Here is a 23374-nt window from a genome sequence, read left to right as displayed (position 1 = left end):
TCGCGTTTCTGACCAACATCCTCGTTGTTCCTGCTCCGCCTATACCCCGTCGTTCCCGCGCAGGCGGGAACCCAAGTTCGCGCCGGAGCCGACGGCTGAGCAAGAAACTTGGGTTCCCGCCTGCGCGGGAACGACGGGGGGAAGAACATCGATGTCTCTTAGTCCGCAGTGAAGTCCAGGTACAAATCCCGCCATGTCGGATTTTCGGCTTGCACCAGATTGATTTTCCAGTTGCGCCGCCACTTCTTGATCTGCTTCTCGCGCTTGATCGCTTCCATGATATCAAAGTGCATTTCATACCAGACCAGCTTGTCCACCCGATAGCGCTTTGTGAAACCCTCGGCAAGGGCGCTACGATGTTGCCAGATACGCGTCACCAGGTCCGATGTCACGCCCGTGTACAAGGTGCCATACGGATCGCTGGCAAGGATATAGACATAGCTGTGCTTTTCCATGGCATTCATGGTGGGCTGTTACAAGTGCTGGTTTCTGGCCTGGCTCAATGGTGTGGGAGATTACGCGTACTTGGGTTCCCGCCTGCGCGGGAAGTCGGTTCCGGCAATGCCGGGAACGACGGCAGGGAGCGGCGGTTTGTTCAGCGCGGGAACGACGCGATCGAAATGACGCCCTTTTCCCATCCTCCTCCCCAGATCGTTTCCATCCTGCATCGTCAATAATGGACCCTGTCAGTGCTCATGTGAGCACCCGGCAGGAAAACCCAGGAGTTGGCGATGAATGTCAAAAAATTTACGGCTGCAACATCACGCGACGCACTGCGTAAAGTACGCGAAGCGCTCGGGCCCGACGCCGTCATCCTGTCCAACCGTCCCGTCGATGGCGTCGTCGAAATCCTCGCCCTGGCCAGCGACGACGTCGCCTCGATCTCCTCGCCGGCCCCCGAGTCCGACATGGCCCAGCCGCGCCCATCCCTGTCGATCCCGCCTGAAACTTACGCCAACCGCCGCGTCGCGCCGGCCCCGGCCCCGGCCTACGCCGTCCAGCCCGAATCGTTCGACATGTCGATGATGGCCTCGCACATGTCGTCCATGATGATGCAAGCCATGAATCAGGCCAAGGATAGCGCCGCCGCCGACATGTCGGGCATGATGAATGAAATCCGCGCCATGCGTGGCTTGATGGAAAGCCAACTGGCCGAGATCGCCTGGGGCACCACCCAGCAGCGCGAACCGCAAAAAGCCGGCGTGCTGCGCGAGATGCTGGCCGCCGGTTTCTCGCCCAGCCTGTCGCGCTATCTGATCGAAAAACTGCCGGACGGGAAAGATGCCGCCGAGAGCCTGCGCTGGATCAAAACGGTCCTCTCGCGCAACCTGACCACCATCTCGAACGAAGATGAAATCCTGGAAAAGGGCGGCGTGTTCGCCCTGGTCGGCCCGACCGGCGTCGGCAAGACCACCAGCACCGCCAAGCTGGCCGCGCGCTGCGTGATGCGCCACGGCCCGGAAAAACTGGCCCTGATCACCACCGACGCCTATCGTATCGGCGGGCACGAACAATTGCGCATCTACGGCAAGATCCTCGGCGTGATGGTGCATTCGGTCAAGGATGAATCGGACCTGCGCATCGCCCTCAAGGAATTGCGCAACAAGCACACCGTGCTGATCGACACCGTCGGCGTCTCCCAGCGCGACCAGAACGTGGCCGAACAGGTGGCGATGCTGTCCGAGACCGGCGCCGACGTCAAGCGCCTGCTGTGCCTGAACTCGACCTCGACCAACGAAACCCTCAATGAAGTGGTGCGCGCCTACCAGGGCAGCGGCCTGGCTGGCTGCATCATGACCAAACTCGACGAAGCGGCCTCGATCGGCAATGTGCTCGATGTCGTGATCCGCCAGAAACTGAAGCTGTTCTATGTCTCGAACGGCCAGCGCGTGCCGGAAGACCTGCACCTGGCCGACCGCAACATGCTGGTCGACCGCGCCTTCCGCCTCAAGCGCGACGCCGCCGCCAGCCAGTTTTCGGACGCCGAACTGCCGCTGCTGATGGCGAACACCAGCAACGCCCGCAACGACCGCAGCCTGCGCGAGGTGTCCCTTGGCTAATCATTTCGATTTCGACCAGGCCGAAGGCCTGCGCCGGATGCTGGCCGGCCCCAAGCCACGCATCGTCACCTTTCTTTCCGCCACGCCGCAAGACGACAAGGGCGCCATGCTGGTCAACCTGGGCGCCTCCCTGGCGCGCGCCGGCAACGACGTGCTCATCGTCGACGCCTGCGACCGCGAATACGGCGTGGCCCAGCGCCTCGGCGTGGCCGACCGCGCCAGCCTGTTGCAGGTGGCGCGCCAGCAGTGCGCGCTGAACCAGATCATCCACCAGGTGCCGCAAGGCTTCGGCGTGGTCAGCATGGCGCGTGCGCGCGGCGGCCCGGACGAAGCGCGCCGCCTGGCCAAGACCTTCGACGTGCTGGTCAAGCAGACCGGCATCGTCATCGTCGACGGCGAATTCGGCGACGACGACACCTTTCCGGTACCCGTCATGGAGAGCGCCGAAATCGTGGTCCAGGTCTCCACCAGCGCCGCCTCGATCACCGCCGCCTACACCCTCATCAAGCGACTTTCGCAACAATTGGGACGCCGTCCGTTCGGAATTCTGGTCACGGGCGCATCCGAAGCGGAAGCGAAGGTGGTATACGATAATATGTCATCTGCGGCAAGTCGTTACCTTGCCGTACAGCTCACGTCAATGGGCTCGGTCCCGGCGGACGAATACCTGCACCGGGCCGCGCGCTTGGGCCGGGCCGTGGTCGACGCGTTCCCGCTGGCGGGAGCCTCGGTTGCATTTCGCCAGCTGGCGGGGCGCTTTGCCCTGTCGGCCATGCCGCAGCTCGGGCACACAGGGGGGACTTCCCATTTTGGTTCTTAAAACATACTGAGATCTATGTATACCGTCAAAGGGAAAGCGGACAAGAACCATTTACTGACCGAGCATATGCCCTTGGTGAAGCGGCTCGCCCACCACATGAAGGCCAAGCTGCCGCCCAGCGTGGAAGTCGACGACCTGGTCCAGGCCGGCATGATCGGCCTGCTCGACGCCATCAGCCGCTATGAGGAAACCCACGGCGCCCAATTCGAAACCTACGCCGTGCTGCGCATCCGCGGCGCCATGCTCGATGAACTGCGCAGCAGCGACTGGCTGCCGCGCTCGATGCGCCAGAACATGCGCAAGATCGAAACGGCAATGAGCACCCTGCAGCAAAAGCTAGGCCACCCGCCCACCGAATCGGAAGTCGCGAAAAGCCTGAAACTGTCCCTGGCCGACTACCAGGACATGCTCACCGACGGCGGCGGCCACCAGCTGGTGTACTACGAAGATTTTCACGATAACGAGGGCGGCAACGACAGCTTCCTCGACCGCTATGCGGTGGACGACGCCGATCCGCTGCGCAGCCTGCTCGACGGCGATTTCCGCCAGGCCGTCATCGACGCCATCGACGGCTTGCCGCCGCGCGAAAAAATCCTCATGGGCCTGTACTACGAAGAAGAACTGAACCTCAAAGAGATCGGGGCCGTCATGGGTGTATCGGAATCGCGCGTGTCGCAGCTGCACACCCAGGCGGTCGCGCGCCTGCGCGCGTGCTTGAAGGAGCAGGCGTGGACCGGGCCAGCGTAGCGGGAATTTTCCTGGCCCTGGCCGGCCTGCTGGTCGGCCAGGCGCTGGAAGGCGGCAAGCTGTCGTCCCTGGTGCAGCCGGCGGCGTTTGCCATCGTCGTCATCGGCACCATCGGCGCCGTGCTGCTGCAAAGCGAAGCGCCGACCTTCATGCGCGGCGTGCGCATGCTGCGCTGGGTGTTCTCGCCGCCGCCGAGCCAGCGCGCCGCCCTGGCGCGCGAGATCGCCGTGTGGGGCTTGCATGCGCGCCGCGACGGCTTGCTGTCGCTGGAAAAATACATGGCGGTCAACAAGGATAAATTCGTGCAGAAGGGCTTGCGCCTGGTGGTCGACGGCATCGCCCCCGACAAGCTGCGCAGCCTGATGGAGATGGAAGTGACGGCCTACGAATTCGGCGAACGCCAGGCCGTCAAGATCTGGGAGGCGGCGGCCGGCTACTCGCCCACCATCGGCATCCTGGGCGCGGTGCTGGGGCTGATCCACGTGATGGAAAACCTGAGCGACCCGGGTAAGCTCGGCAGCGGGATCGCGGTCGCTTTCGTCTCGACCGTGTACGGGGTCGGGCTGGCCAATATGTTTTTCTACCCGATCGCCAACAAGCTCAAGACCATCGTCGCCGAACGGGTGACCCAGTACGAAATCCTCACCGATGTCTTTCACGACATCGCCAGCGGCGACCATTCGCGCGTGATCGAAGAACGGGTCGCCTGCCTGCTCTCGCGGCCCTGACCATGGCCCGCAAAAAGTACGAAGCCGAGCACGAAAATCACGAACGCTGGCTCATTTCGTACGCCGATTTCATCACCTTGCTGTTCGCGTTTTTCGTGGTCATGTATGCCATTTCGGTCGTCAACGAGGGAAAATACAAGGTGTTTTCGGTCTCGCTGGGCGACGCCTTCGGCGGCAAGGAGCAAAAGACGGCCAGTGTCGCCAGCAGCGACGTGCCGCAGCTGATCGTGCTGCCCGACCCTTTGACCAAGCGGCGCGCCGAAGCCATGCGGCGCGAAAAGGAAAGCCTGACCAAGCTCGCGCAAAAGCTGACCTCGACCCTGGCGCCGCTGGTGCGCGAAGGCAAGGTGCGGGTGACGCAGAACAGCCGCGGGGTGAGCGTGGAAATCAATGCCAGTGTGCTGTTCGATCCGGGCGACGCCACCCTCACCCCCGAATCGGACCAGGCCCTGCGCGCGCTGGCGGTGCTGCTCAAGGACGATGCGCACGCGGTGCAGGTGGAAGGCCACACCGACCCGACCCCGATCAGGAATGCGCTGTTCCCCTCGAACTGGGAATTGTCGGCGGTGCGCGCGAGCAGCGTGGTGCGCCTGTTCATCGACAGCGGTGTGGCGCCCGAACGCCTCACTGCCGTGGGGCATGGCGCCAATATCGCGGTCGCGTCCAACGACATGCCCGAAGGGCGCGCGCGCAACCGGCGGGTGGCGGTGACGATCCTGTCGGCGCTGCCCGATACCACGACCGACATCCCCACCCGTTGATTCAACCGGGCTGGCGTGGGGCCTGAAACGGTGCACAATGGTCGAGAACGGCGCAGGCGGGCGACCCGGCCCCGCCTGAGGCAAGCGCCGCCGGCCGGGACCGACAAGACGAGACAAGGAGCAAGCCGATGAAACGATCCGTGGCGGGCATGTTGATGCTCATGGCGCTGGGACTGGCCTATGCGAAGGATAAGCCGATGAGTGGGGTGAGCGAGAAGGTGTCGGTCGCTTCGCGCGGCGGCAAGGTGCTGGTGACCTTGACGGTGAGTAACAAGACCAGGCAGCCGATCTATCTGTGGAAGGTGACGTACCAGAGCCGGCAACTGTTCGGGCCGGATGTCGACATCAGCGTGGTGGGCAGTGCGGCGCCGGTCAATTACATCGGCCCGGTGGTCAAGCGGGCGCCGCCGCAGCCCGACGATTACTTGAAGGTGGAGCCGAACGGCATGCACCGCAATACCATCGACATCACGCGCGCGTATGATTTCCAGCCGGGCAAGCAGCGCTACCGGCTCAGTCATACGGGAAGTTACGTGCTTGATCTGCAGCAGCTGGATCATCCCGAGACGATGAAACCGGCCTCGACGGTGTTCACGCATACGCAGGTGGCCCAGCCGGCGGAGCAATAAGCAGCACAGGCTGGCGATAAAAATACAGCCTGGCCGCGCGCGCGGCCAGGCTGCTTTTCATTACCGGCCGGCTTACGGCAGCGAAGGCGTGTTCTCGCCGAAATACTCGTGCGAGTCGGCATTGTCGATCGCCTTGGTCGGATTGCTGCTCGCCAGGCTGGCCGCGGCCGACTGGCCATACGCCCAGTCATCGGTCGCCGCCACCACGTTGAAGTGGCTCAGTTCGTGCACCAGGGTGCCGCCCTTCGAATCGGTGCCCGAGGTCGGCGCCGACCAGAACGCGTTGCAGACGTAGATCTTGTACGGCTGGGTCGGGTACACATACGCGTAGTAGGATTCCTTGCAGCTGCAATCGACCACGATCGGCTTGCTATCGAGCGCGTTCTTGATATTGGTAAAGTGCGTCTTGACCGTCGCGTAGCGCGTCGACGTGTAGGCGCCGAACCATTTTTTGTAGCGCGTGCCTTGCAGGTTGCTGTTCAAGTAAGTCAGGCCGCTGTTGGCCATCGTTTTCGCTGCCGCCACCCCCGAGTTGATCGAGCTCTGCTGCGACGAGCTGCAACTGGCGAACGAGATGCCGGCCGTTCCCGCGGCCTGCTGGCGCGCCGCCAGTTCGAGCGGATCGGCCACGATGGTGCCGCGCTCGAGACGCCCGTCGATCCAGAGCGAGACCGGCGCCGATTCGATCTCGCCGATCTCGCGCTGGCCCTGCTGCGCGGTCAGGCTGTTCTCGTCGTCGCCCGTCGAGTTGAACAGATTGAGCGAGGCCGCGTGGTAGCGGATCGCGTAGTCGCCGGTCACGCTCATGTCGTACATGGACGAGAGCTCCACCTTGGCGGTGTGCGAGGCGCCCGGCTTGAGCAGGTAGTAATCCTTGGCGGTCGGGGCAGGGCGCTTGTAATGGCGGCCCTGGTACGGTACATCCACGCCGTCGCGGGTGACGTCGAACAGATGGTCTTCCACACCGGCAAACGGCGTATGCCATTTCAGCACGTATTGCGGCTTGGACGAGGTGTTGGTGATGGTCACGCGCACGAGCACGTCATCCTGCTTGCCGAGCGAGGATTTTTCGGGACTCAGGCTGACAGTCACCCCGTTCGATCCCGCCTGGGCTGCCAGGCAGGCTGCTGCTGCAACGATACCGACGCTTGCTTTTACCAAGTGATTCCAGTTCATACCGTTCTCCGTGAGTGATGTGCTTGTTCTGAGTGCCGGGCCGAAAGCGGCCTCAACAACCCATCCTTACATGCCGAATCGACACAGGACAGTCATAATCATCGGTAATTGTGTCATTCTGGCGAATTCTGAACGTATCACTGCTGTGCTTAAAAGAATGTGCTTTCGCACAATTTCTTCAATGAAATCAGGCTTGTCGGGAGAAAAAATTTCTATCGATAATTAACAAAAATGTTAAATTTTGACCTTGGCGTGCCGCATCCGAAGCAAGCGTGTATTCTGGCGCCGGGGGCTCGACGGGGCCGTTGCGCTAATTGACCGAAGGGGAATCGATGACCAACAAGAATGTCCGCCCGCACGGCGGCGACAACATCACACCGCGCATCGCGCTTGCCTTGGGTAAGCATGCTGTCGCTGCCTTGGCGCTGGCATGCGCGTTGCCGGCGGCCCAGGCCGGGGCGCCGCGCGGCGCCAGCGACGCGGCCCAGGCCAAGGCCCAGGCCGGGGCGCCGCGCGGCGCCAGCGACGCGGCCCAGGCCAAGGCCCAGGCCAAGGCCCAGGCCGAGGCCGAAGCCGAGGCCACGGCCGAGACCATCTACCGCAACGGCTACATCTACACGGTCGACGCCGCCGACAGCGTGCAGCAGGCGCTGGCCGTGCGCGGCGGGCGCATCGTCTACGTGGGCGACAACGCCGGCGCGGTCGCGCTCAAGGGCAAGCAGACCCGCGTCATCGACCTGCAAGGGCGCATGCTGATGCCCGGTCTGATCGACGCCCACATGCACCCGCTGTCGGGCGGCAAGCGCCTCCTGCATTGCAACCTGAACTACGAAGCGCTGACCGTGCCGCAGTTCCAGGCGCGCATCCAGGCCTGCGCCGACAAGGACCGCGCCGCCAAGGGCGGCAAGAGCGACAAGAAATGGCTGCAAGTGGTCAACTGGTTCCAGCAAAGCATGCTGCCGGCCGGCGTGGAAACCACCCGCGCCACGCTCGACGCCATCAAGACCGACCGTCCGATCGCGGTGCGCTCCTCGTTCGGCCACTCTTACCTGGTCAGTACGCGCGGGCTGCAAGCGGCCGGCATTGTGCGCGCCACGCCAGACCCGGACACCGGCAAGATCGTGCGCGACGCCGCCGGCGAGCCGAGCGGCTTGCTGGAAGACGCCGCCATGGAGCTGGTCAGCAAAGTGCTGCCCAAAACCACCCCGGCCGAGACCGTCACCGCCGCCAGCTTCGCCATGCAGGCGCTGGGCCGCCAGGGCGTGACCAGTTTTCTCGACGCCAGCAGCGATGAAGAAATTTTCACGGCGTTTGCCGCCATCGCGCGCCAGGGCAAGCTGAGCGCGCGCGCCCATTTCGCCGCCGAGGTGTCGACCGAGGACGGCCTTGACCCGGCGCGCGCGGTCGCGTCCGTGCTGAAGATGGTCAAGCGCTTCCATCAGGACGGCGACGGCGTCACCCCGCTCATGCGCGTGCGCCACGCCAAGATCTATATGGATGGCGTGATCGCCGCGCCGGCCTTGACCGGCACCATGGTGGCGCCGTACTTTGTCGACCGCGGCACGCCGGGGCATCCGCACTGGGTGCCGGGCGACAGCAAGGGGCCGCCGACCTACTTCAAGCCGGAGGCGCTCAAAGCGATCCTGATCGGGCTGGCCAAGGCCGGCATCGATGCCCACGTGCATGTCGATGGCGACGGCGCGGTGCGCGAAACGCTCGACGCGGTCGAGGCCCTGCGCGCCGCACCCGGCGGCAAGGAGGCGCGTCCGGCGCTGGCGCATGCCGAAATCGTCGATCCGGCCGACTTTGGCCGCTTTGCCGCGCTCGATGCCAGCGCGGTGCTCTCTTTCCAGTGGGGCAAGCCGGCGCCGGACACGGTGGCGGGCCTGAAGGATTACCTGGGACCGCAGCGCTACGCGATCCTGGAACCGCAGTCGCTGCTGCTCGACGCCGGCGCGCGCGTGGTGTTCGGCAGCGACTGGCCGGTCGATGCGCTGGACGAATGGTTTGCGCTCAAGGTCGGCGTGACCCGCACCAACGCGCCGTCGGCCGGCCCGGAGTTCGCGGGCCGGCTGGGAGCGGCGCCGGGCATGCCGCGCGCCGCCGTGTTGCGGGCGGTGACGATGAATGCCGCGTATACCTTGCGCCAGGAAGGGCAGGTCGGTTCGCTGGAGGTGGGCAAGCTGGCCGATCTGATCGTGCTGGACCGCAATTTCTTCCAGATACCGGATGAGGAAATCGCCGACGTCAAGGTGCTGCAGACGGTCGTGGGCGGCAAGCTTGTCCATCAGGCTCCCGGTTTTTTGTAGGCCGGCTGTCGATGGCGACGCAATCGACCGCGATCCGTGTCAACAGCGCTTATCTGCAGACCGTGTTGGCCCCGATTTACCGCGAGGCGATGCTGGGCGAGCATGACGCAGAATGCGCTTTATTGGACCTTCGCAACCGGGTTCATCGTGAACTGTGCGTCGAAGAGATCGTCGCGCCGCTGTTCGCGGAGCTGGCGCTGCCGACCTTGGAAAAGACCGGGCAGGCATTGACGTATCTGTTGCATGTGTCGCCTGGCCCCAGGCTCGCGCCGGCTTGCCAGCTATTCGGGGTGGCGTTAAACGAATGCGTGCTGCTGCTGAACCAGATATGGTCGGTGGTCTTTCCCGATGAGGACAGGGATGTCCCGGCCGGATGGCGCTATGTCGACAAAGCCAAATCGTTAAACTATCATCAAACGAGGGATTTCTACGCGTCATCGCCGCAATTGTTGGACGGCGCGTGGGAACGGCTGGAGCAGCGCCTTCGCGCCGGTCTGAATTCACGCGGCTGATCGTTGCGCTGATGGCGTGTGAGGCATTCTTTGGGGCGAGCGTTCGAACGCGCGACCAGATATCGCTGCTGAAGATGCTCGCGCTCGGCCAGAAGGCGATTGACGACGGCAATGTGACTGACCACGACAACTTCTTTGCTGAGTTGGAAGCAGAAGATGAAGAAGTCGGCAGCGAAGATTAGGTGGCAGCCGGGCGACTATGCAAAACGGCCGCGCCAGGCGACCGTCCCGTCAACAACAGAAAAGAGAGCTGGCTTAGCCGACCACGTAACGCTTCGATGGCCCGCCCGGCGCGGCCTGGCCGCTCTTGCCGTACACCCCCGCTTCGCCACCGCTGGTCGGGGTGCGCATGGCGTTGATCAGCCCCTTGGTGTGCGAGAGCTGCTTGGTGATCAGCATGCCGTTGATACGGTTCAATTCCTTCGCCTCGCGCGTCTTGTCCAGCAATGCTTGCCAGCTGGACAATGCATCGGCCGCGCCGTGCCTGTTCATCCATGCCTGCATGCCGCCCTCGTCCGCCGCGAAGCCGGCCGCCGCCAGGTGCGCATGGCGTTGCTGCGCCAGCGTCGTCATCTCGAGCACCGCCTGCGCCTTGCGTGGCGTGAGCTGGTCGAGGCCGGCCGTGTCCGCACTGACCAGCAGTTGCTGTTCCTGCGTCATCAATTCCAGCACGGAAGTGATCAAGGCAAGTTCCTGCGGCAGGGTGGTGCTCGGGGTCGCGGTTGACATGGTCTGGTATCGCCGGAAAGCCGGCGCGGTTAGCGTTTTCGGGAATGCAGCAAGTCGCGCACGGTGTCGAGCAAGCCATCCGCGACCTTCTCGGAATTGACCTGGAACTGGCCGTCGGCGATCGCCAGCTTGATGCGCTCGACTTTTTTGGTGTCGAACACGCCATTGCTGCTGCTAACCGCACTGGCCATGGCCTGGCCCTGCGAGGACAGCTTGACGCTGTCGGTGCTGGCCGGGGCCGCGCTGGAAGCTTTTTCGGTGCTTTTGGCGTTCGCCGCGGGCGTACTCGCCGCCGGCAGGCCGGGGTTACTTTTGAGGTTGTCGTTAATTTTCACAGCATCATCCTTCATTGGGCGGAGCGGTAAAAACTCCAGGGTCTGCGTAAGTAACGGCGCATGCGGCGTAAACTTTAGCGCATTCCCGCGCGAGTTTGAACACTTGCCTAAAAGACCACCTCCACCAATCCGCCCATCCGGGCCACCCCGCTGAGGATGGCGCCGGCCGGCGTTCTCACCTGGACCACCTGGCCATCGCTGGCGTTGCCGATCGCGCGCGCTTCGGCCGATACCCGGAACCCGTTGCCGCTCGAGACCACCCTGACCAGCTGTCCCTGCTGCACCACCGGTTTGCCGCGCAGCGCATCGAGGCGCAGCGGCGTGCCGGACGCGAGCGATACCGTGCTGGTGCGACCGACCGCTTGCGCCATGTCGGTCACGATCCCGTTCGGCATCGTCCCAATGTCACCCTTAAGCAACACTAATTGCGATTGTTCAATTGTTTGACCCTGGACCAGGGGCACGGCGGTGGCCACGTAATCGCTCACCACGCTCACCTGCGCCTGAATATACACCGTCCACGCGACCGGCGCGGTGCAGCGCACGCCGACCGTGGTTTTTCCCGAGGTGCGCGCGCCGGGCTGCTGGAAAGCTTGCGGGGCCGGGCAGGAGGCCAGGCTCATGCGCTGGTTGACGGGGCCGGCGGTGACCGTCACGTCGCCCGCCAGGGCCGCGTTCTGGGCGCGCAGATAGTCTTCCGCCACGCGCTTGAGCACGGCCGGGTCTTGCAAAGTGGGCGCCGGCGCGGCGGCCGACTGCGCGAAGCAATATTGCGAGGCAAGCAAGAGGGCGGTGAAGAAGGCGATTTTCATATGGATTGCTTTCAGGAATGAGAGCATCATAGACTTCACGCGACCTTGCCGAACTTCCGAATAGCCGTGTTTTGGCGCCCCTTATCGTTCGATTGGGCAAGCAACAGGGTCCGTATGATTCATCCTGTCATCACCAGTACATTGCCGCCAACCCGGAGGCAGTCGACAGATGCGGAGCACGACATGATTGGCAAACTCGACGATTACATGCGCTTTAACGAGACGGCCCTGAGCCTGCGCTCGCAACGCCAGGAATTGCTGGCGTCGAACATCGCGAATGCGGATACGCCTAACTACAAGGCGCGCGATATTGATTTCGCCAGCGCCCTGCAAGGCGTGCTGGCCAAGGGGGCGCCGCCGGCCGGCGTGCTCAAGCAAACCGCCCCGGCCCACATGGCGACCGGCGCCGCCAAGGGCGAGGTGCTGGCCAACGGCACCCCGGTGCAGTACCGCACCCCGGCCCAGGGCGCGGTCGACGGCAACACGGTCGACATGGATGTCGAGCGCAACCAGTTTGCCGACAACGCCCTGCGCTACGAAGCGGCGGTCACCTTCATCAATATGCAGATCCGCGGGATGACCTCGGCGATCCAGGGAGGCCAGTAATCATGTCGCTCTTTAATATCTTTAACGTGTCCGGCTCGGCCATGAGCGCCCAGGCCCAGCGCCTCAACGCCACCGCCAGCAACCTGGCCAATGCCGACAGCGCCACCAGCGCCAGCGGCGAGGCCTACCGCGCCAAGCAAGTGGTGTTCGAGGCGGTCCCGACCGACGGCGCCGGCACCGCCGTCAGGGTGCGCGAAGTGATCGAAGATCCTTCCCCGCTCAAGCAGGTGTACGACCCGAAACATCCGATGGCCGACGAGAAGGGCTATGTGGCCATGCCGAACGTCAACGTGGTCGACGAGATGGTCAACATGCTGTCGGCCTCGCGTTCCTACCAGACCAATGTCGAAACCATGAACGCGGCCAAGTCGCTGTTGATGAAAACCTTGACCATCGGTCAATAAGCTGATCGATCAACTGAGAAACCGCCATGGCAACCGTCAATTCCAATGCACCCGTGATGTCGCAAGACTTGCTCAACGCCGTCAACCCGAAGAAGCCGAAAGCGGTCGAAGGCAGCGTCGAGGCGGACACCGACAAGTTCATGACCCTGCTGGTCACCCAGCTCAAGAACCAGGACCCGATGAATCCGCTCGACAATGCGCAGATCACCAGCCAGCTGGCGCAGCTGTCGACGGTGACCGGCGTCAACAAGCTGAACACGACGATGGAAACGCTCAAGTCGAGCTACCAGGGTTCGGAAGGCTTGCAGGCCGCCAACCTGATCGGGCACGGCGTGCTGGTTGACGGCAACGGCGTGACCCTGGCCGGCGGCAAGGGCATCATGGGCGTCCACATGGCGACCCCGGCCGACAAGGTGCAGCTGATCATTACCGATCCGAAGACCGGCAAGGATGTCCAGACCATCGACCTCGGCAAGCAGGTGGCCGGCACCGTGCCGGTGGCCTGGGACGGGGTGGTCGACCCGACCAAACTCGACGCGGCCGGCAAGCCCATCGCGCTCAAGGATGGCAATTACCTGATTCGTATCGTCGCCGAGCGCGGCGGCGAAGTCTTAAAAGATGCCAGGGCCCTGTCGTTCGACACGGTCGCCAGCGTGACCACCAGCGCCAAGGATGGCGTCAAGCTCAATCTGCCCTCGCGGGGCGTCGTGGCGATGAGCGACGTCAAGCAAATTCTGTAAACAAGCCGCTACCACTTATACTTTTTCAGGAGAAACACCATGTCGTTTCAACAAGGACTTAGCGGCTTGAATGGCGCAGCCAAATCGCTCGACGTTATCGGCAACAACATCGCCAACGCCAGCACCGTCGGTTTCAAGGGTTCGCAGGCGCAGTTTGCGGACATGTACGCCAATTCGCTCAACGGCGCCGGCGGCAACCAGGCCGGGATCGGGGTGAAAGTCTCGCAGATCGCCCAGCAGTTCACCCAAGGCAATATCGAAAGCTCGAACAACCCGCTCGACATCGCCATCAACGGCGCCGGCTTCTTCCGCACCGATGTCAACGGCGACGTGCAATATTCACGCAATGGCCAGTTCTCGCTCGACAAGAACGGTTTCGTGATCAACGCCCAGGGCGCCAAGCTGACCGGCTACGGCGTCAGCGAGACCGGCAACATCCTCACTGGCTCGGCGATACCGCTGAAGATCGACAACAAGGACATGGATCCGCTCGAAACGAGCCGGGTCGATCTCAAGCTCAACCTCGATTCGCGCAGCCCGCTGCCGACCAAGGTGCCGTTCAGCGCGACCGATCCGGAAACCTACAACAAGCAGACCTCGATCGACGTGTTCGACAGCCTCGGCAATTCGCACGTGATGTCGACCTACTACGTCAAGACCGGTCCCGGCGCGTGGGACGTGTACGTCGGTTCGGACGGGGTGGAAATGACCAACCAGGCGGTGGCCGCCGCGGCCCAGACCGACACCGCCGCCGGCACCGCGCGCACCGCCTTCCAGACCGCCGCCGCCGCCGTGCCGCCGGGTGACCTGGTCGCCGCCGCCGCCGCCTACGCCACCGCCGCCGGCGCCGCCGTGGCCGCCGCCGCCGGCACCGCCGGCGCCACCGCCGCCCAGCAGACCGCCATTACCACCGCCGCCGCCAGCGCCGGCGGCACGCCCGGCATCACGCCGGGCGAGATCGACAAGCTGATCGCCGCCGCCGTCAAGGTGCCGGCGGTGCGCGCCGGCCACCTCAATTTCGACACCAACGGCATACTGAACGCCGCCGCGATGGCGCCGCAGACCTTGCCGCTGCAAATCGAATTGCCGGTGTTTCCGCTGACCGGCGCCAAGCCGACCATCGAATTCGACCTGCATTTTGCCGGTACGACCCAGTATGGCGACGCCACGGAAGAAAAGAAATCGAGCCAGGACGGCTATACGGCGGGCAATTTGCAGCGTTTTTCGGCCGGTCCCGACGGCACCATCCTGGGACAGTACAGCAATGGTGAATCGCGTCCGCTGGGGCAGGTGGTGCTGGCCAATTTTGCCAATCCGAACGGGCTGCAACCGCTGGGGAACAATGCGTGGGCACAGACGCCGACCTCGGGCAACCCGCTGATCGGCACGCCCAATTCTGGCAGTTTCGGCAATTTGCAGGCCTCGGCGGTGGAAAGTTCGAACGTGGACCTGACGGCGGAACTGGTCAATATGATCACGGCGCAGCGGGTGTACCAGGCCAATGCGCAGACCATCAAGACGCAGGATTCGGTGTTGCAGACCCTGGTCAACCTGCGTTAATCCGCGTCGTTGCAAAAAAGCCGTTTCTGCCCGATGCAGAAACGGCGGCGGGGGTGGACGCACTAAAGGAAAATCATGGATAGACTCATCTACACAGCCGGCAGCGGCGCCAAGCACATCCTGGAGCAGCAGGCGACCACCTCGCACAACCTGGCCAATGTCACCACCACCGGTTTCCGGGCCCAGATCGACGCTTTCCGCGCGGTGCCGATCGTCGGCGAGAACCTGCCGCTGGCCACCCGCGCTTTCGTGGTCAATACCACGGCCAGCACCGATTTTTCGTCCGGCCCCCTGCAACTGACCGGGCGCGACCTCGACGTGGCCCTCAAGGGCAAGGGTTTCCTGGCCGTGCAGATGCCCGACGGCAGCGAAGCCTACACCCGCAACGGCGCCCTGCAAATGAATGAAAACGGTTTGCTCACCAATACCGCCGGCTTCGCCATCCAGGGCGACGGCGGTTCCATCACCGTGCCGCCCGAAGTGTCGGTGTCGATCGGCGGCGACGGCACCATCTCGACCATCGCCACCACCACCAAACCGGGCGCGCCGACCATTCTCGGGCGCCTGAAACTGGTCAACCCGCCCGAGCAGGACCTGGTGCGCGGCGACGATGGCTTGTTCCGCCTGAAAAGCGGCGTGGCGGCCGAGCCCGACCCGCAAGTGGTGGTCGCCGGCGGGGCGCTGGAAGGCTCCAACGTCAGTCCGGTGGACGCCATGGTGACCATGATTTCGCTGGCCCGTTCCTTCGAGCTGCAAATGAACCTGCTGAAGAATGCCGAGAACAACGCGGCGAAAGCCACCCAGATCCTCGCTTTGGGTTAACACCGCGGGGCGCATAATCTCTTCATTGATCGGTGCGTGGCGATGTTCGCCGGCCGCCGTTACTGGAGAAGACCATGATTCGTTCCCTTTTTATCGCCAAGACCGGCCTCGAAGCGCAGCAGACCAACCTGGACGTCATCACCAATAACCTGGCCAACGTCAGCACCAACGGCTTCAAACGCAGCCGCGCCGTGTTTGAAGACTTGCTGTACCAGAATGTCCGCCAGCCAGGCGGCCAATCCTCGCAACAAACCCAACTGCCTTCGGGCCAGCAGATCGGCACCGGCGTGCGCGTGGTCTCGACCGAACGCATCCATACCCAGGGCAATCCCCAGCAAACCGGCAACTCGAAAGACGTGATGGTCAACGGCGCCGGCTTTTTCTCGGTGCTCATGCCCGACGGTACCGCCGCCTACACCCGCGACGGCTCGTTCCAGTCCGATTCGAACGGCCAGCTGGTCACCTCGTCCGGCTTCGTGGTCCAGCCGGCCATCACCGTGCCGGCCAATGCCTTGTCGCTGACCGTGGGGCGCGACGGCACCGTCTCGGTGACCCTGCCGGGCACCGGGGCGCCCTCCCAGATCGGCAGCCTGCAACTGACCACCTTCGTGAACCCGGCCGGGCTGGAGTCGAAAGGCGAAAACCTGTACGTGGAAACCGGCGCCTCGGGCGCGGCCAACACCAACACGCCGGGCACCAACGGTTCGGGCGTGCTGCTGCAAGGCTATGTGGAAACCTCGAACGTGAACGTGGTCGAGGAAATGGTGAACATGATCCAGACCCAGCGCGCCTACGAAATCAACAGCAAGGCGATCACCACGTCCGACCAGATGCTGCAAAAGCTGTCGCAGCTGTAAGCCCGGGAGCTCGCTCATGAAAACTTTCCTCATCGTTTCCCTGCTGGCGCTCTCCGGCTGCGCCGCCACCCCGAGCTCGATCGTGCAGCGGCCGACCAGCGCCCGTCCGCTCATGGCCGAGCAGAGCGCGCCCGCCAACGGCGCCATCTACCAGAGTTCGCAGTACCGTCCGCTGTTCGAAGACCGGCGCGCGCGCCACATCGGCGACATGCTGACCATTAACATCACCGAGCGCACCGCGGCCGTGAAAGCCGGCGCCAGTTCGGGCAACAAGTCCGGCTCGGCCAGCTTCGCCGCACCGGGCGTGATCAAGGGCGTGTTCGGGGCCGCCGTCGGGGTCGAGGGCGCCAACAAGTTTTCCGATTCGGATAACCAGAGCGCGAGCAATACCTTTACCGGCACCATCGGCGTGACGGTGACCGAAGTGCTGGCCAACGGTAACCTGATCGTGGCCGGCGAGAAGCAGGTGGCGATGAACAAGGGCGTCGAGTTCATCCGCTTCTCGGGCATGGTCAGCCCGGACAATATCGGCGCAGGCAATACGGTCTCGTCGACCCAGGTGGCCGATGCGCGGGTCGAGTACCGCACCAACAGCCAGATCGACCGCGCCGAAATGACGGCGATGGTGTCCCGTTTCTTCCAGTCCCTGCTGCCATTCTGATCGGAATTTCCATGCGTGCATTCCTGAACACCGCCGCCCTTGCCTTGTCGCTGACCCTGCTGCCGCAGGCGGTCCAGGCCGAGCGCCTGAAGGACCTGACCACGATTGCCGGCGTGCGCCAGAATCAGCTGAGCGGCTACGGCATCGTGGTCGGCCTCGATGGCAGCGGCGACCAGACCACCCAGACCCCGTTCACGGTGCAGTCGATCGTCTCGATGCTGCAGGCAAAAGGCGTGAACATGCCGCCCGGTACCAGCTTGCAGCTCAAGAACGTGGCCGCGGTGATGGTCACGGCCTCGCTGCCGGCCTTTGCCCAGCCGGGCCAGACCATCGATATCACGGTCTCGTCCATCGGTAATGCCAAGAGCTTGCGCGGCGGCACCCTGATCATGACGCCGCTGCAGGGCGCCGATAACCAGGTGTACGCCATGGCCCAGGGCAATGTGCTGGTCGGCGGCGTCGGCGCGCAGGCGGGCGGCGCGCAGGTGCAGGTCAATCACCTGGCAGTGGGCAAGATTTCGGCCGGCGCCACGGTGGAGCGCGCCGTCGCCTCGAACCTGGGCGAGAACAACCAGATCCGCCTGGAACTCAATACCACCGACTTTTCCACCGTGGCGCGGGTGGTCGAAGCGATCAACAACCATTTTGGCCCGGACATCGCCACCGCGCTGGACGGGCGCGTGATCCGCGTGCGTTCGCCCTCCTCGAGCGACCAGCGGGTGGCCTTCATCGGCGTGCTGGAAGGCCTGGAAGTCAATCCGTCCAGGCTGGCCGCCAAGGTCATCATGAATGCGCGCACCGGCTCGGTGGTGATGAACCAGACCGTCACCCTGGACACCTGCGCCATTTCGCACGGCAACCTGTCGGTGACGATCAGTTCCGACCCGCAGGTCAGCCAGCCGGGGCCGTTCTCGGGCGGCCAGACCGTGGTCACCCAGAACACCCAGGTCGAAGTGAAGAAAGACCCGGGCAAGGTGGTCCTGGTCAAGGGCGGCGCGTCGCTGGCCGAAGTGGTCAAGGCGATGAATGCGATTGGCGCCTCGCCGCAAGACTTGCTCTCGATCCTGCAGGCGCTGAAAGCGGCCGGATCGCTGCGCGCCGAACTCGAAATCATTTGAGGATGCCATCATGATCGGCCCATCGAACGACCTGAGCAGCAAATTCGCCCTCGACACCAATGCCTTGGGCGGGCTCAAGCAGTCGGCCAAGGCCGGCTCGCCGGAAGCGCTGAAAACCGCGTCGACCCAGTTCGAGGCCATGTTCATCAACATGATGATGAAAAGCATGCGCGACGCCACGCCGCAGGGCGAAGGCATGCTCGACAGCCAGCAAACCAAGACCTTCACCACCATGCTCGACCAGCAGATGAGCCAGAACCTGGCCAAGCGCGGGGTCGGCCTGGCCGACGTGCTGATCCGCCAGTTGAGCACCACGGCCGCGAATGCGCAGGCGCTGGCCATCAATGGCGACCCGATCGCCCAGCCGGCCCAGCCGTTTACCATTGCCAACGACCAGCCCGCCAAGCGGATCGCCATGCCGCCCGGGCGCGATGCCGGCGAAATGATCACCTCGCCACGGGCGCTGCTCACGCTCACCAGCGGCAGCGGCGCCGCCCCGGCCACCTCCGGCGTGAGCGCGAGCGGGCGGGTGCAGTCGCCGCATGTGCGCGCGTTCCAGGAAAAGCTGGGCGTACACGCCGACGAAGCGGCGCGCGCGACCGGGATTCCGGCCAAGTTCATGCTCGGCCAGGCCGCGCTCGAGTCGGGCTGGGGCCGGCGCGAGATCCGCAATGCCGACGGCGGCACCAGCCACAACCTGTTCGGCATCAAGGCCGGCCCTGGCTGGACTGGCAAGGTTGCCACGGCGGTCACAACCGAGTATGTCGACGGCAAGCCGCAGACCAAGGTCGAAAAATTCCGCGCCTATGATTCGTATGCCGACAGCTTCAAGGATTACGCGAAACTGATCACCAACAACCCGCGCTATGAAAAAGTGCTGGCCAACGCCCAGGATGCGGCCGGTTTCGCCCAGGGCTTGCAGAAAGCCGGCTACGCCACCGATCCGCTGTACGCGGCCAAGCTGACCAAGATTATCCAGCGCAACCTGGCCTAAGTAAGTGCGCATAAATTCTTGTGATTTCCAGCTTCCATAAGCGGCGCCTTGCTGTGTTGCCCACCGCTAGCAGTGCTCGCACTGCGTCGCGGCGTGCGCCTTGCAAGGCATCCGCTTCTGTTCGCTATAAATCACAATAATTTCTGCACACTTACTTGGGCGGGCGCGTGGCTCAAGTTTTCTGACAACTTGCCGTAGATATAGATATTCAAGGAAAGAAACCACATCATGTCTGGAAATCTCCTCAACATCGGCAAGACCGGCCTGTTCGCCGCCCAAGTGGGCCTGTCCACGACCGGCCACAACATCGCCAACGCCAACGTGGCCGGTTACAGCCGCCAGACGATCATCCAGTCGAGCGGTATTGCGCAGAATTACGGCTACGGTTTTGTGGGCAGCGGCACCGAAGTGGAGCAGATCAAGCGCTATTCGGACAGTTTCCTGAACGGCCAGGTGCGTTCCGCCCAGACCCAGGTCAGCTCGCTCGACGCCTTTTACTCCCAGATCAGCCAGGTCGACAACTTGCTGTCGGACAGCACGTCCGGGCTATCGCCCGCCTTGCAGGATTTTTTCAAGGGCGTGCAGGACATGGCCTCGAACCCGTCCTCGGCCGCCTCGCGCCAGGCGGTGCTGTCGAATGGCGAGTCGCTGGTGGCGCGTTTCCAGGGCATCGATGACCGCCTGAGCGAGATCCGCCAGGGCGTGAACAGCGAAATCACGGCCAAGGTGGGGGTGATTAATTCCTACGCCCAGCAAATCGGCCAGCTCAATGACAAGATTGCCCAGTTGACCACCGGCTCCGGCGCCGAACCGAACGACCTGATGGATGCGCGCGACCAACTCATTGCCGACCTGAACAAGGAAGTCAAAACCACGGTTACGCGCGGCAACAATAACAGCCTGACGGTGGCGATCGGCAGCGGCCAGCCGCTGGTGGTGGGCAACAAGGCCTTCGAACTGGCGGCCACCACCTCGCCGACCGACCTGAGCCGGGTGCAGGTTGGCCTGGTGACTGCAGGCAAGGTGACCGTGCTGCCCGACAGCACCTTCAGCGGCGGCGAACTGGGCGGCCTGATGGAATTTCGTTCCGGCACCCTGGACCGTACCCAGAATTCGCTCGGGCGCGTGGCGATCAGCCTGGCAGAGACCTTCAACGCCCAGCACCGCCTCGGCATCGATGCGGCCGGCAATCCGGGCGGCGATTTCTTCACGGTCGGCGCGCCCGTGGTCGGACGCAACATCAATAATGCGGTCGGCAGCACCACCGACGTCAAGGCGGCCATTGTCGACCCGGCCGCGCTGACCCAGAGCGACTACAGCGTCAGCTACGACGGCAGCAATTACACGGTGACGCGCCTGTCGGACAAGAAACCGTTCCCGATCACCCCGTTTCCGCAGACCGGCCCGCAGACCATCGATGGCGTAGCGTTCACCGTCACCGGCAGCGCGAGCGCCGGCGACAGCTTTTTGGTGCGCCCGACCATCAACGGCGCCTCCGATTTTTCGATGAAGGTCAACGAGCGCAACTCGATCGCGGCGGCGGCGCCGATCAGCACCAGTATGCCGCTCAGTAACAAGGGCACGGTGACCATCAGCGAAGGCAATGTCGACGCCTCGTACCTGACGCCGGGCAATGCCTTGACGGCGCCGGTCAACCTGACCGTGGGCGGTACGCCGGCCGGCCTGTCCGGTTTCCCGGCGGGCCAGGCGGTGACCGTCACCACCAACGGCGTGCCGACCACGTATCCGGCCGGCACCCCCTCGATTCCCTTCACCGCCGGCGCCAACTACAACTTCGGCGGCGTGAACCTGAAATTTGCCGGTACGCCAGTCGCGGGCGACACCTTCACGGTCGCGCCGAACAACAACGGCACGGCCGACAACCGCAATGCTCGTCTCCTGGGCAACCTGCAGACCAAGCCGATTCTCGATGGCGGGAAGGCGACCTACCAGTCGGCCTACGCCGAGCTGGTCAGCTTTGTCGGCAACAAGACGCGCGAAACGCAGGTCAACAGCCAGGCCGGCGACACCCTGCTCAAGCAGGTGACGGCGGCGCAGCAGGATGTCTCTGGCGTGAACCTGGATGAAGAAGCGACCAACCTGCTCAAGTACCAGCAAGCCTACCAGGCGGCCGGTAAAGTGATGCAGATGGCCAGCACGCTGTTCGACACGATCCTGTCGATCGGTCGTTAATTTACATTAGTCGGTTCGATAAGTCGGGGAAACCAGCATGCGCATCAGCACCAACACCATCTACGCCAACGGCACCGGCCAGCTCGGCAGCTTGCAGAGCCAGTTGGCCAAGACCCAGATGCAGCTGTCGACCAACCGCCGCCTCGTGACGGCCGCCGACGACCCGGTGGCGGCCGCGCGCGCGCTGGAACTGGCGCAATCGCAATCGGTCAACGAGCAGTTCAAGGTCAACCGCATGAACGCCAACAGCTCGCTGGGGCAGGTCGAAGGCGCGCTGACCAGTGCCACCACCCTGATGCAGGAAATCCAGCGCTTGTCGGTGTATGCCGGCAATGGCTCGCTGACCCCGCCCGACCGCGAAGCGATCGCGATCGACCTCGAATCGCGCATGCAGGACTTGCTGGCGGTGGCCAATACCGAGGACGGCGTGGGCGGCTATCTGTTCGCCGGGCATCGCGCCGATACCCAGCCGTTCACCCAGACCGCCGGCGGCGCCCAGTACAACGGTGACCAGGGCCAGCGCATGTTGCAGGTGGGCTCCTCGCGCACGATGCCGGTCAGCGAGACCGGGAACGCCATTTTTGAACGGAACATGACCGGTAACGGCGACTTCCAGACCCGCGCCGCGCCTGGCAACACCGGTTCGGGCCTGATTTCGCCGGGCACGGTGACCGACAAGTCGGCGCTGACCGGCCACAATTACAGCGTGACGTTCGCGGTGAGCGCGACCACGCCGCCGGTGACGACCTACATGGTGACGGACACCACCACCAGCGAATCGATTCCGCGCCCACCGGCGGTGGCCACGCCGCAGCCGTACAAGACCGGGCAGCAGATCGCCTTCGACGGCATGGCGATGGACGTCAAGGGCGAGCCGGGCAACGGCGACAGCTTCACCACCGAACCGAGCGTGAACCAGTCGGTGTTCAAGACGGTGACCGACCTGGTGGCGGCGTTGCGCCAGCCGGTCATCGGGGCCGGCGGCAAGGCCCAGCTGGCCAACAGCCTGAGCGTGGCCAATTCTAACCTCACGTCCTCGCTCGACAACATCCTGTCGGTGCGCGCCTCGTTCGGCTCGCGCATGCAGGAACTCGATTATCTGGACAGCGCCGGGTCGGATCGCGACATCCAGTACCAGACCGCGATATCGAACCTGGTGGACCTGGACATGGTCAAGGCGCTGTCGCAGTTCGCGCAGCAGCAGACCACGCTGGAGGCGGCGCAGAAGTCGTTCAAGGCCTTGTCGGGATTGTCGCTGTTTAATTACATCGGGTAAGGGCAGGGGAGACGGGCCGGTGCGCCCGGCGCCCGTCAGGCATGACTGTTTTCCTCGCCAGCGCTTTACTCAATAGCCACGTCGATTGTTTTCTCCAGCAGGGCTCTTAATTCTTCCACATATTCCGATCCCCACTGCTGCGACATCCCGGCATCAAAATTGGCGATGGTGTAAGAATCCGACTTGTCAAAATGAGAAAAGACAGATCGGAAAATGCAAGAAATTATCCAAACCAGTAGCTTATAGTTTTCCTTCGGTGCTGCTCGCTTTTCGAGTACAAGATCCATGTCCTCGCATAGCGATAGAGCCAATTGCAAAACGATTTTTCCGAACTGGCCGACATCAGGAGAGCACGATTTTTCATCGCTTTTTCGTGATATCGGAGGAAATCTGATCGGTTACGGCGGCGGAATCATGGCTAATCTCATTTTTAAGGCGTGGGGATGCCGTACCTGAAACATTCGGAGCGGAATCGAGAGAAAGTTGAGCGGTATGGTCATCGTCGAAGTCGCATCAACTGGTCGG

Annotated in this window: 26 protein-coding genes; 20 read left to right on the top strand and 6 right to left on the bottom strand. The window is 63.5% G+C overall.

All coding sequences use genetic code 11. The annotated features are described in order from the left end of the window. Nucleotides 1-158: 158 nt before the first annotated feature. Nucleotides 159-464: a GIY-YIG nuclease family protein gene (locus F1735_RS01565; protein ID WP_229505581.1), complete on the bottom strand. Its 306-nt coding sequence runs from the start codon at nucleotides 462-464 to the stop codon at nucleotides 159-161. 267 nt (nucleotides 465-731) lie between these two features. On the opposite strand from F1735_RS01565, the gene flhF reads away from it, so the two are divergent. The 6 genes from flhF to F1735_RS01535 all read left to right on the top strand — a co-directional run bounded on the left by flhF (nucleotide 732) and on the right by F1735_RS01535 (nucleotide 5745). Continuing rightward, nucleotides 732-2060: a flagellar biosynthesis protein FlhF gene (gene flhF / locus F1735_RS01560; RefSeq protein WP_167235287.1), complete on the top strand. Its 1329-nt coding sequence runs from the start codon at nucleotides 732-734 to the stop codon at nucleotides 2058-2060. Nucleotides 2061-2097: 37 nt separating this feature from the next. Continuing rightward, nucleotides 2098-2880 (top strand): MinD/ParA family ATP-binding protein, encoded by a 783-nt coding sequence (locus F1735_RS01555; protein WP_373888452.1) that lies wholly within the window; start codon nucleotides 2098-2100, stop codon nucleotides 2878-2880. A 15-nt stretch (nucleotides 2881-2895) separates the two neighbouring features. Beyond that, a complete protein-coding gene (locus tag F1735_RS01550; RefSeq protein ID WP_167235285.1) occupies nucleotides 2896-3627 on the top strand; it encodes an RNA polymerase sigma factor FliA in 732 nt (243 codons plus the stop codon). Further along, complete coding sequence (locus F1735_RS01545) at nucleotides 3609-4355, top strand: flagellar motor protein (protein WP_167235284.1); 747 nt, start codon at nucleotides 3609-3611, stop codon at nucleotides 4353-4355. The genes F1735_RS01550 and F1735_RS01545 overlap by 19 nt, the downstream gene beginning before the upstream one ends. 2 nt (nucleotides 4356-4357) lie before the next feature. Continuing rightward, nucleotides 4358-5116 (top strand): flagellar motor protein MotD, encoded by a 759-nt coding sequence (gene motD / locus F1735_RS01540; protein WP_167235283.1) that lies wholly within the window; start codon nucleotides 4358-4360, stop codon nucleotides 5114-5116. Between the two features lie 128 nt (nucleotides 5117-5244). Next, nucleotides 5245-5745, top strand: coding sequence for a hypothetical protein (locus F1735_RS01535; RefSeq protein ID WP_167235282.1), 501 nt, complete (start codon nucleotides 5245-5247; stop codon nucleotides 5743-5745). A gap of 72 nt (nucleotides 5746-5817) precedes the next feature. Here F1735_RS01535 and F1735_RS01530 read toward each other — a convergent pair whose 3' ends face one another. Next, complete coding sequence (locus F1735_RS01530; RefSeq protein ID WP_167235281.1) at nucleotides 5818-6921, bottom strand: M35 family metallo-endopeptidase; 1104 nt, start codon at nucleotides 6919-6921, stop codon at nucleotides 5818-5820. Nucleotides 6922-7253: 332 nt separating this feature from the next. Here F1735_RS01530 and F1735_RS01525 point away from each other — a divergent pair, with 332 nt between their 5' ends. The 3 genes from F1735_RS01525 to F1735_RS01515 are packed head-to-tail and all read left to right on the top strand — an operon-like array spanning nucleotide 7254 to nucleotide 9924. Then, nucleotides 7254-9230: an amidohydrolase gene (locus F1735_RS01525; RefSeq protein WP_167235280.1), complete on the top strand. Its 1977-nt coding sequence runs from the start codon at nucleotides 7254-7256 to the stop codon at nucleotides 9228-9230. 11 nt (nucleotides 9231-9241) lie between these two features. Then, nucleotides 9242-9742: a hypothetical protein gene (locus tag F1735_RS01520; protein ID WP_167235279.1), complete on the top strand. Its 501-nt coding sequence runs from the start codon at nucleotides 9242-9244 to the stop codon at nucleotides 9740-9742. Next, nucleotides 9691-9924, top strand: a complete 234-nt coding sequence (locus F1735_RS01515) for a hypothetical protein (protein ID WP_167235278.1) — start codon at nucleotides 9691-9693, stop codon at nucleotides 9922-9924. Before F1735_RS01520 ends, F1735_RS01515 begins: the two co-directional genes overlap by 52 nt. 73 nt (nucleotides 9925-9997) lie before the next feature. On the opposite strand, the gene F1735_RS01510 is transcribed toward F1735_RS01515, so the two are convergent. The 3 genes from F1735_RS01510 to flgA all read right to left on the bottom strand — a co-directional run bounded on the left by F1735_RS01510 (nucleotide 9998) and on the right by flgA (nucleotide 11618). Then, a complete protein-coding gene (locus F1735_RS01510; protein ID WP_167235277.1) occupies nucleotides 9998-10471 on the bottom strand; it encodes a flagella synthesis protein FlgN in 474 nt (157 codons plus the stop codon). 29 nt (nucleotides 10472-10500) lie between these two features. Then, a complete protein-coding gene (flgM, locus tag F1735_RS01505) occupies nucleotides 10501-10806 on the bottom strand; it encodes a flagellar biosynthesis anti-sigma factor FlgM (RefSeq protein ID WP_167235276.1) in 306 nt (101 codons plus the stop codon). Nucleotides 10807-10913: 107 nt separating this feature from the next. Then, complete coding sequence (gene flgA / locus F1735_RS01500) at nucleotides 10914-11618, bottom strand: flagellar basal body P-ring formation chaperone FlgA (protein ID WP_167235275.1); 705 nt, start codon at nucleotides 11616-11618, stop codon at nucleotides 10914-10916. A 183-nt stretch (nucleotides 11619-11801) separates the two neighbouring features. Between flgA and flgB the strand changes: the two genes are divergently transcribed. The 11 genes from flgB to flgL all read left to right on the top strand — a co-directional run bounded on the left by flgB (nucleotide 11802) and on the right by flgL (nucleotide 22849). Next, on the top strand, nucleotides 11802-12224 hold the full coding sequence (gene flgB / locus F1735_RS01495; protein WP_167235274.1) for a flagellar basal body rod protein FlgB: 423 nt from the start codon (nucleotides 11802-11804) through the stop codon (nucleotides 12222-12224). 2 nt (nucleotides 12225-12226) lie between these two features. After that, complete coding sequence (gene flgC, locus F1735_RS01490; RefSeq protein WP_167235273.1) at nucleotides 12227-12628, top strand: flagellar basal body rod protein FlgC; 402 nt, start codon at nucleotides 12227-12229, stop codon at nucleotides 12626-12628. Nucleotides 12629-12654: 26 nt separating this feature from the next. Continuing rightward, a complete protein-coding gene (locus tag F1735_RS01485; protein WP_167235272.1) occupies nucleotides 12655-13368 on the top strand; it encodes a flagellar hook assembly protein FlgD in 714 nt (237 codons plus the stop codon). Nucleotides 13369-13407: 39 nt separating this feature from the next. Beyond that, nucleotides 13408-14928, top strand: coding sequence for a flagellar hook protein FlgE (locus F1735_RS01480; protein WP_167235271.1), 1521 nt, complete (start codon nucleotides 13408-13410; stop codon nucleotides 14926-14928). Nucleotides 14929-15003: 75 nt separating this feature from the next. Continuing rightward, a complete protein-coding gene (locus tag F1735_RS01475) occupies nucleotides 15004-15750 on the top strand; it encodes a flagellar basal body rod protein FlgF (RefSeq protein WP_167235270.1) in 747 nt (248 codons plus the stop codon). Nucleotides 15751-15824: 74 nt separating this feature from the next. Further along, nucleotides 15825-16607, top strand: coding sequence for a flagellar basal-body rod protein FlgG (gene flgG, locus F1735_RS01470; protein WP_167235269.1), 783 nt, complete (start codon nucleotides 15825-15827; stop codon nucleotides 16605-16607). A 16-nt stretch (nucleotides 16608-16623) separates the two neighbouring features. Beyond that, nucleotides 16624-17268, top strand: a complete 645-nt coding sequence (locus tag F1735_RS01465) for a flagellar basal body L-ring protein FlgH (protein ID WP_167235268.1) — start codon at nucleotides 16624-16626, stop codon at nucleotides 17266-17268. Between the two features lie 11 nt (nucleotides 17269-17279). Continuing rightward, nucleotides 17280-18386, top strand: coding sequence for a flagellar basal body P-ring protein FlgI (locus F1735_RS01460; RefSeq protein WP_167235267.1), 1107 nt, complete (start codon nucleotides 17280-17282; stop codon nucleotides 18384-18386). Nucleotides 18387-18396: 10 nt separating this feature from the next. Further along, nucleotides 18397-19380 (top strand): flagellar assembly peptidoglycan hydrolase FlgJ, encoded by a 984-nt coding sequence (gene flgJ, locus F1735_RS01455; protein WP_167235266.1) that lies wholly within the window; start codon nucleotides 18397-18399, stop codon nucleotides 19378-19380. A gap of 228 nt (nucleotides 19381-19608) precedes the next feature. Beyond that, a complete protein-coding gene (gene flgK, locus F1735_RS01450; RefSeq protein ID WP_167235265.1) occupies nucleotides 19609-21573 on the top strand; it encodes a flagellar hook-associated protein FlgK in 1965 nt (654 codons plus the stop codon). 37 nt (nucleotides 21574-21610) lie between these two features. Continuing rightward, complete coding sequence (gene flgL, locus F1735_RS01445; RefSeq protein WP_167235264.1) at nucleotides 21611-22849, top strand: flagellar hook-associated protein FlgL; 1239 nt, start codon at nucleotides 21611-21613, stop codon at nucleotides 22847-22849. 65 nt (nucleotides 22850-22914) lie between these two features. On the opposite strand, the gene F1735_RS01440 is transcribed toward flgL, so the two are convergent. Beyond that, nucleotides 22915-23136, bottom strand: coding sequence for a hypothetical protein (locus tag F1735_RS01440; RefSeq protein WP_167235263.1), 222 nt, complete (start codon nucleotides 23134-23136; stop codon nucleotides 22915-22917). Nucleotides 23137-23374 lie beyond the last annotated feature (238 nt).

This window comes from Massilia genomosp. 1 (genome assembly GCF_011682185.1).
GTDB lineage: Bacteria > Pseudomonadota > Gammaproteobacteria > Burkholderiales > Burkholderiaceae_D > Telluria_A > Telluria_A rubra.
This window is presented reverse-complemented; position numbering and strand designations above follow the sequence as displayed.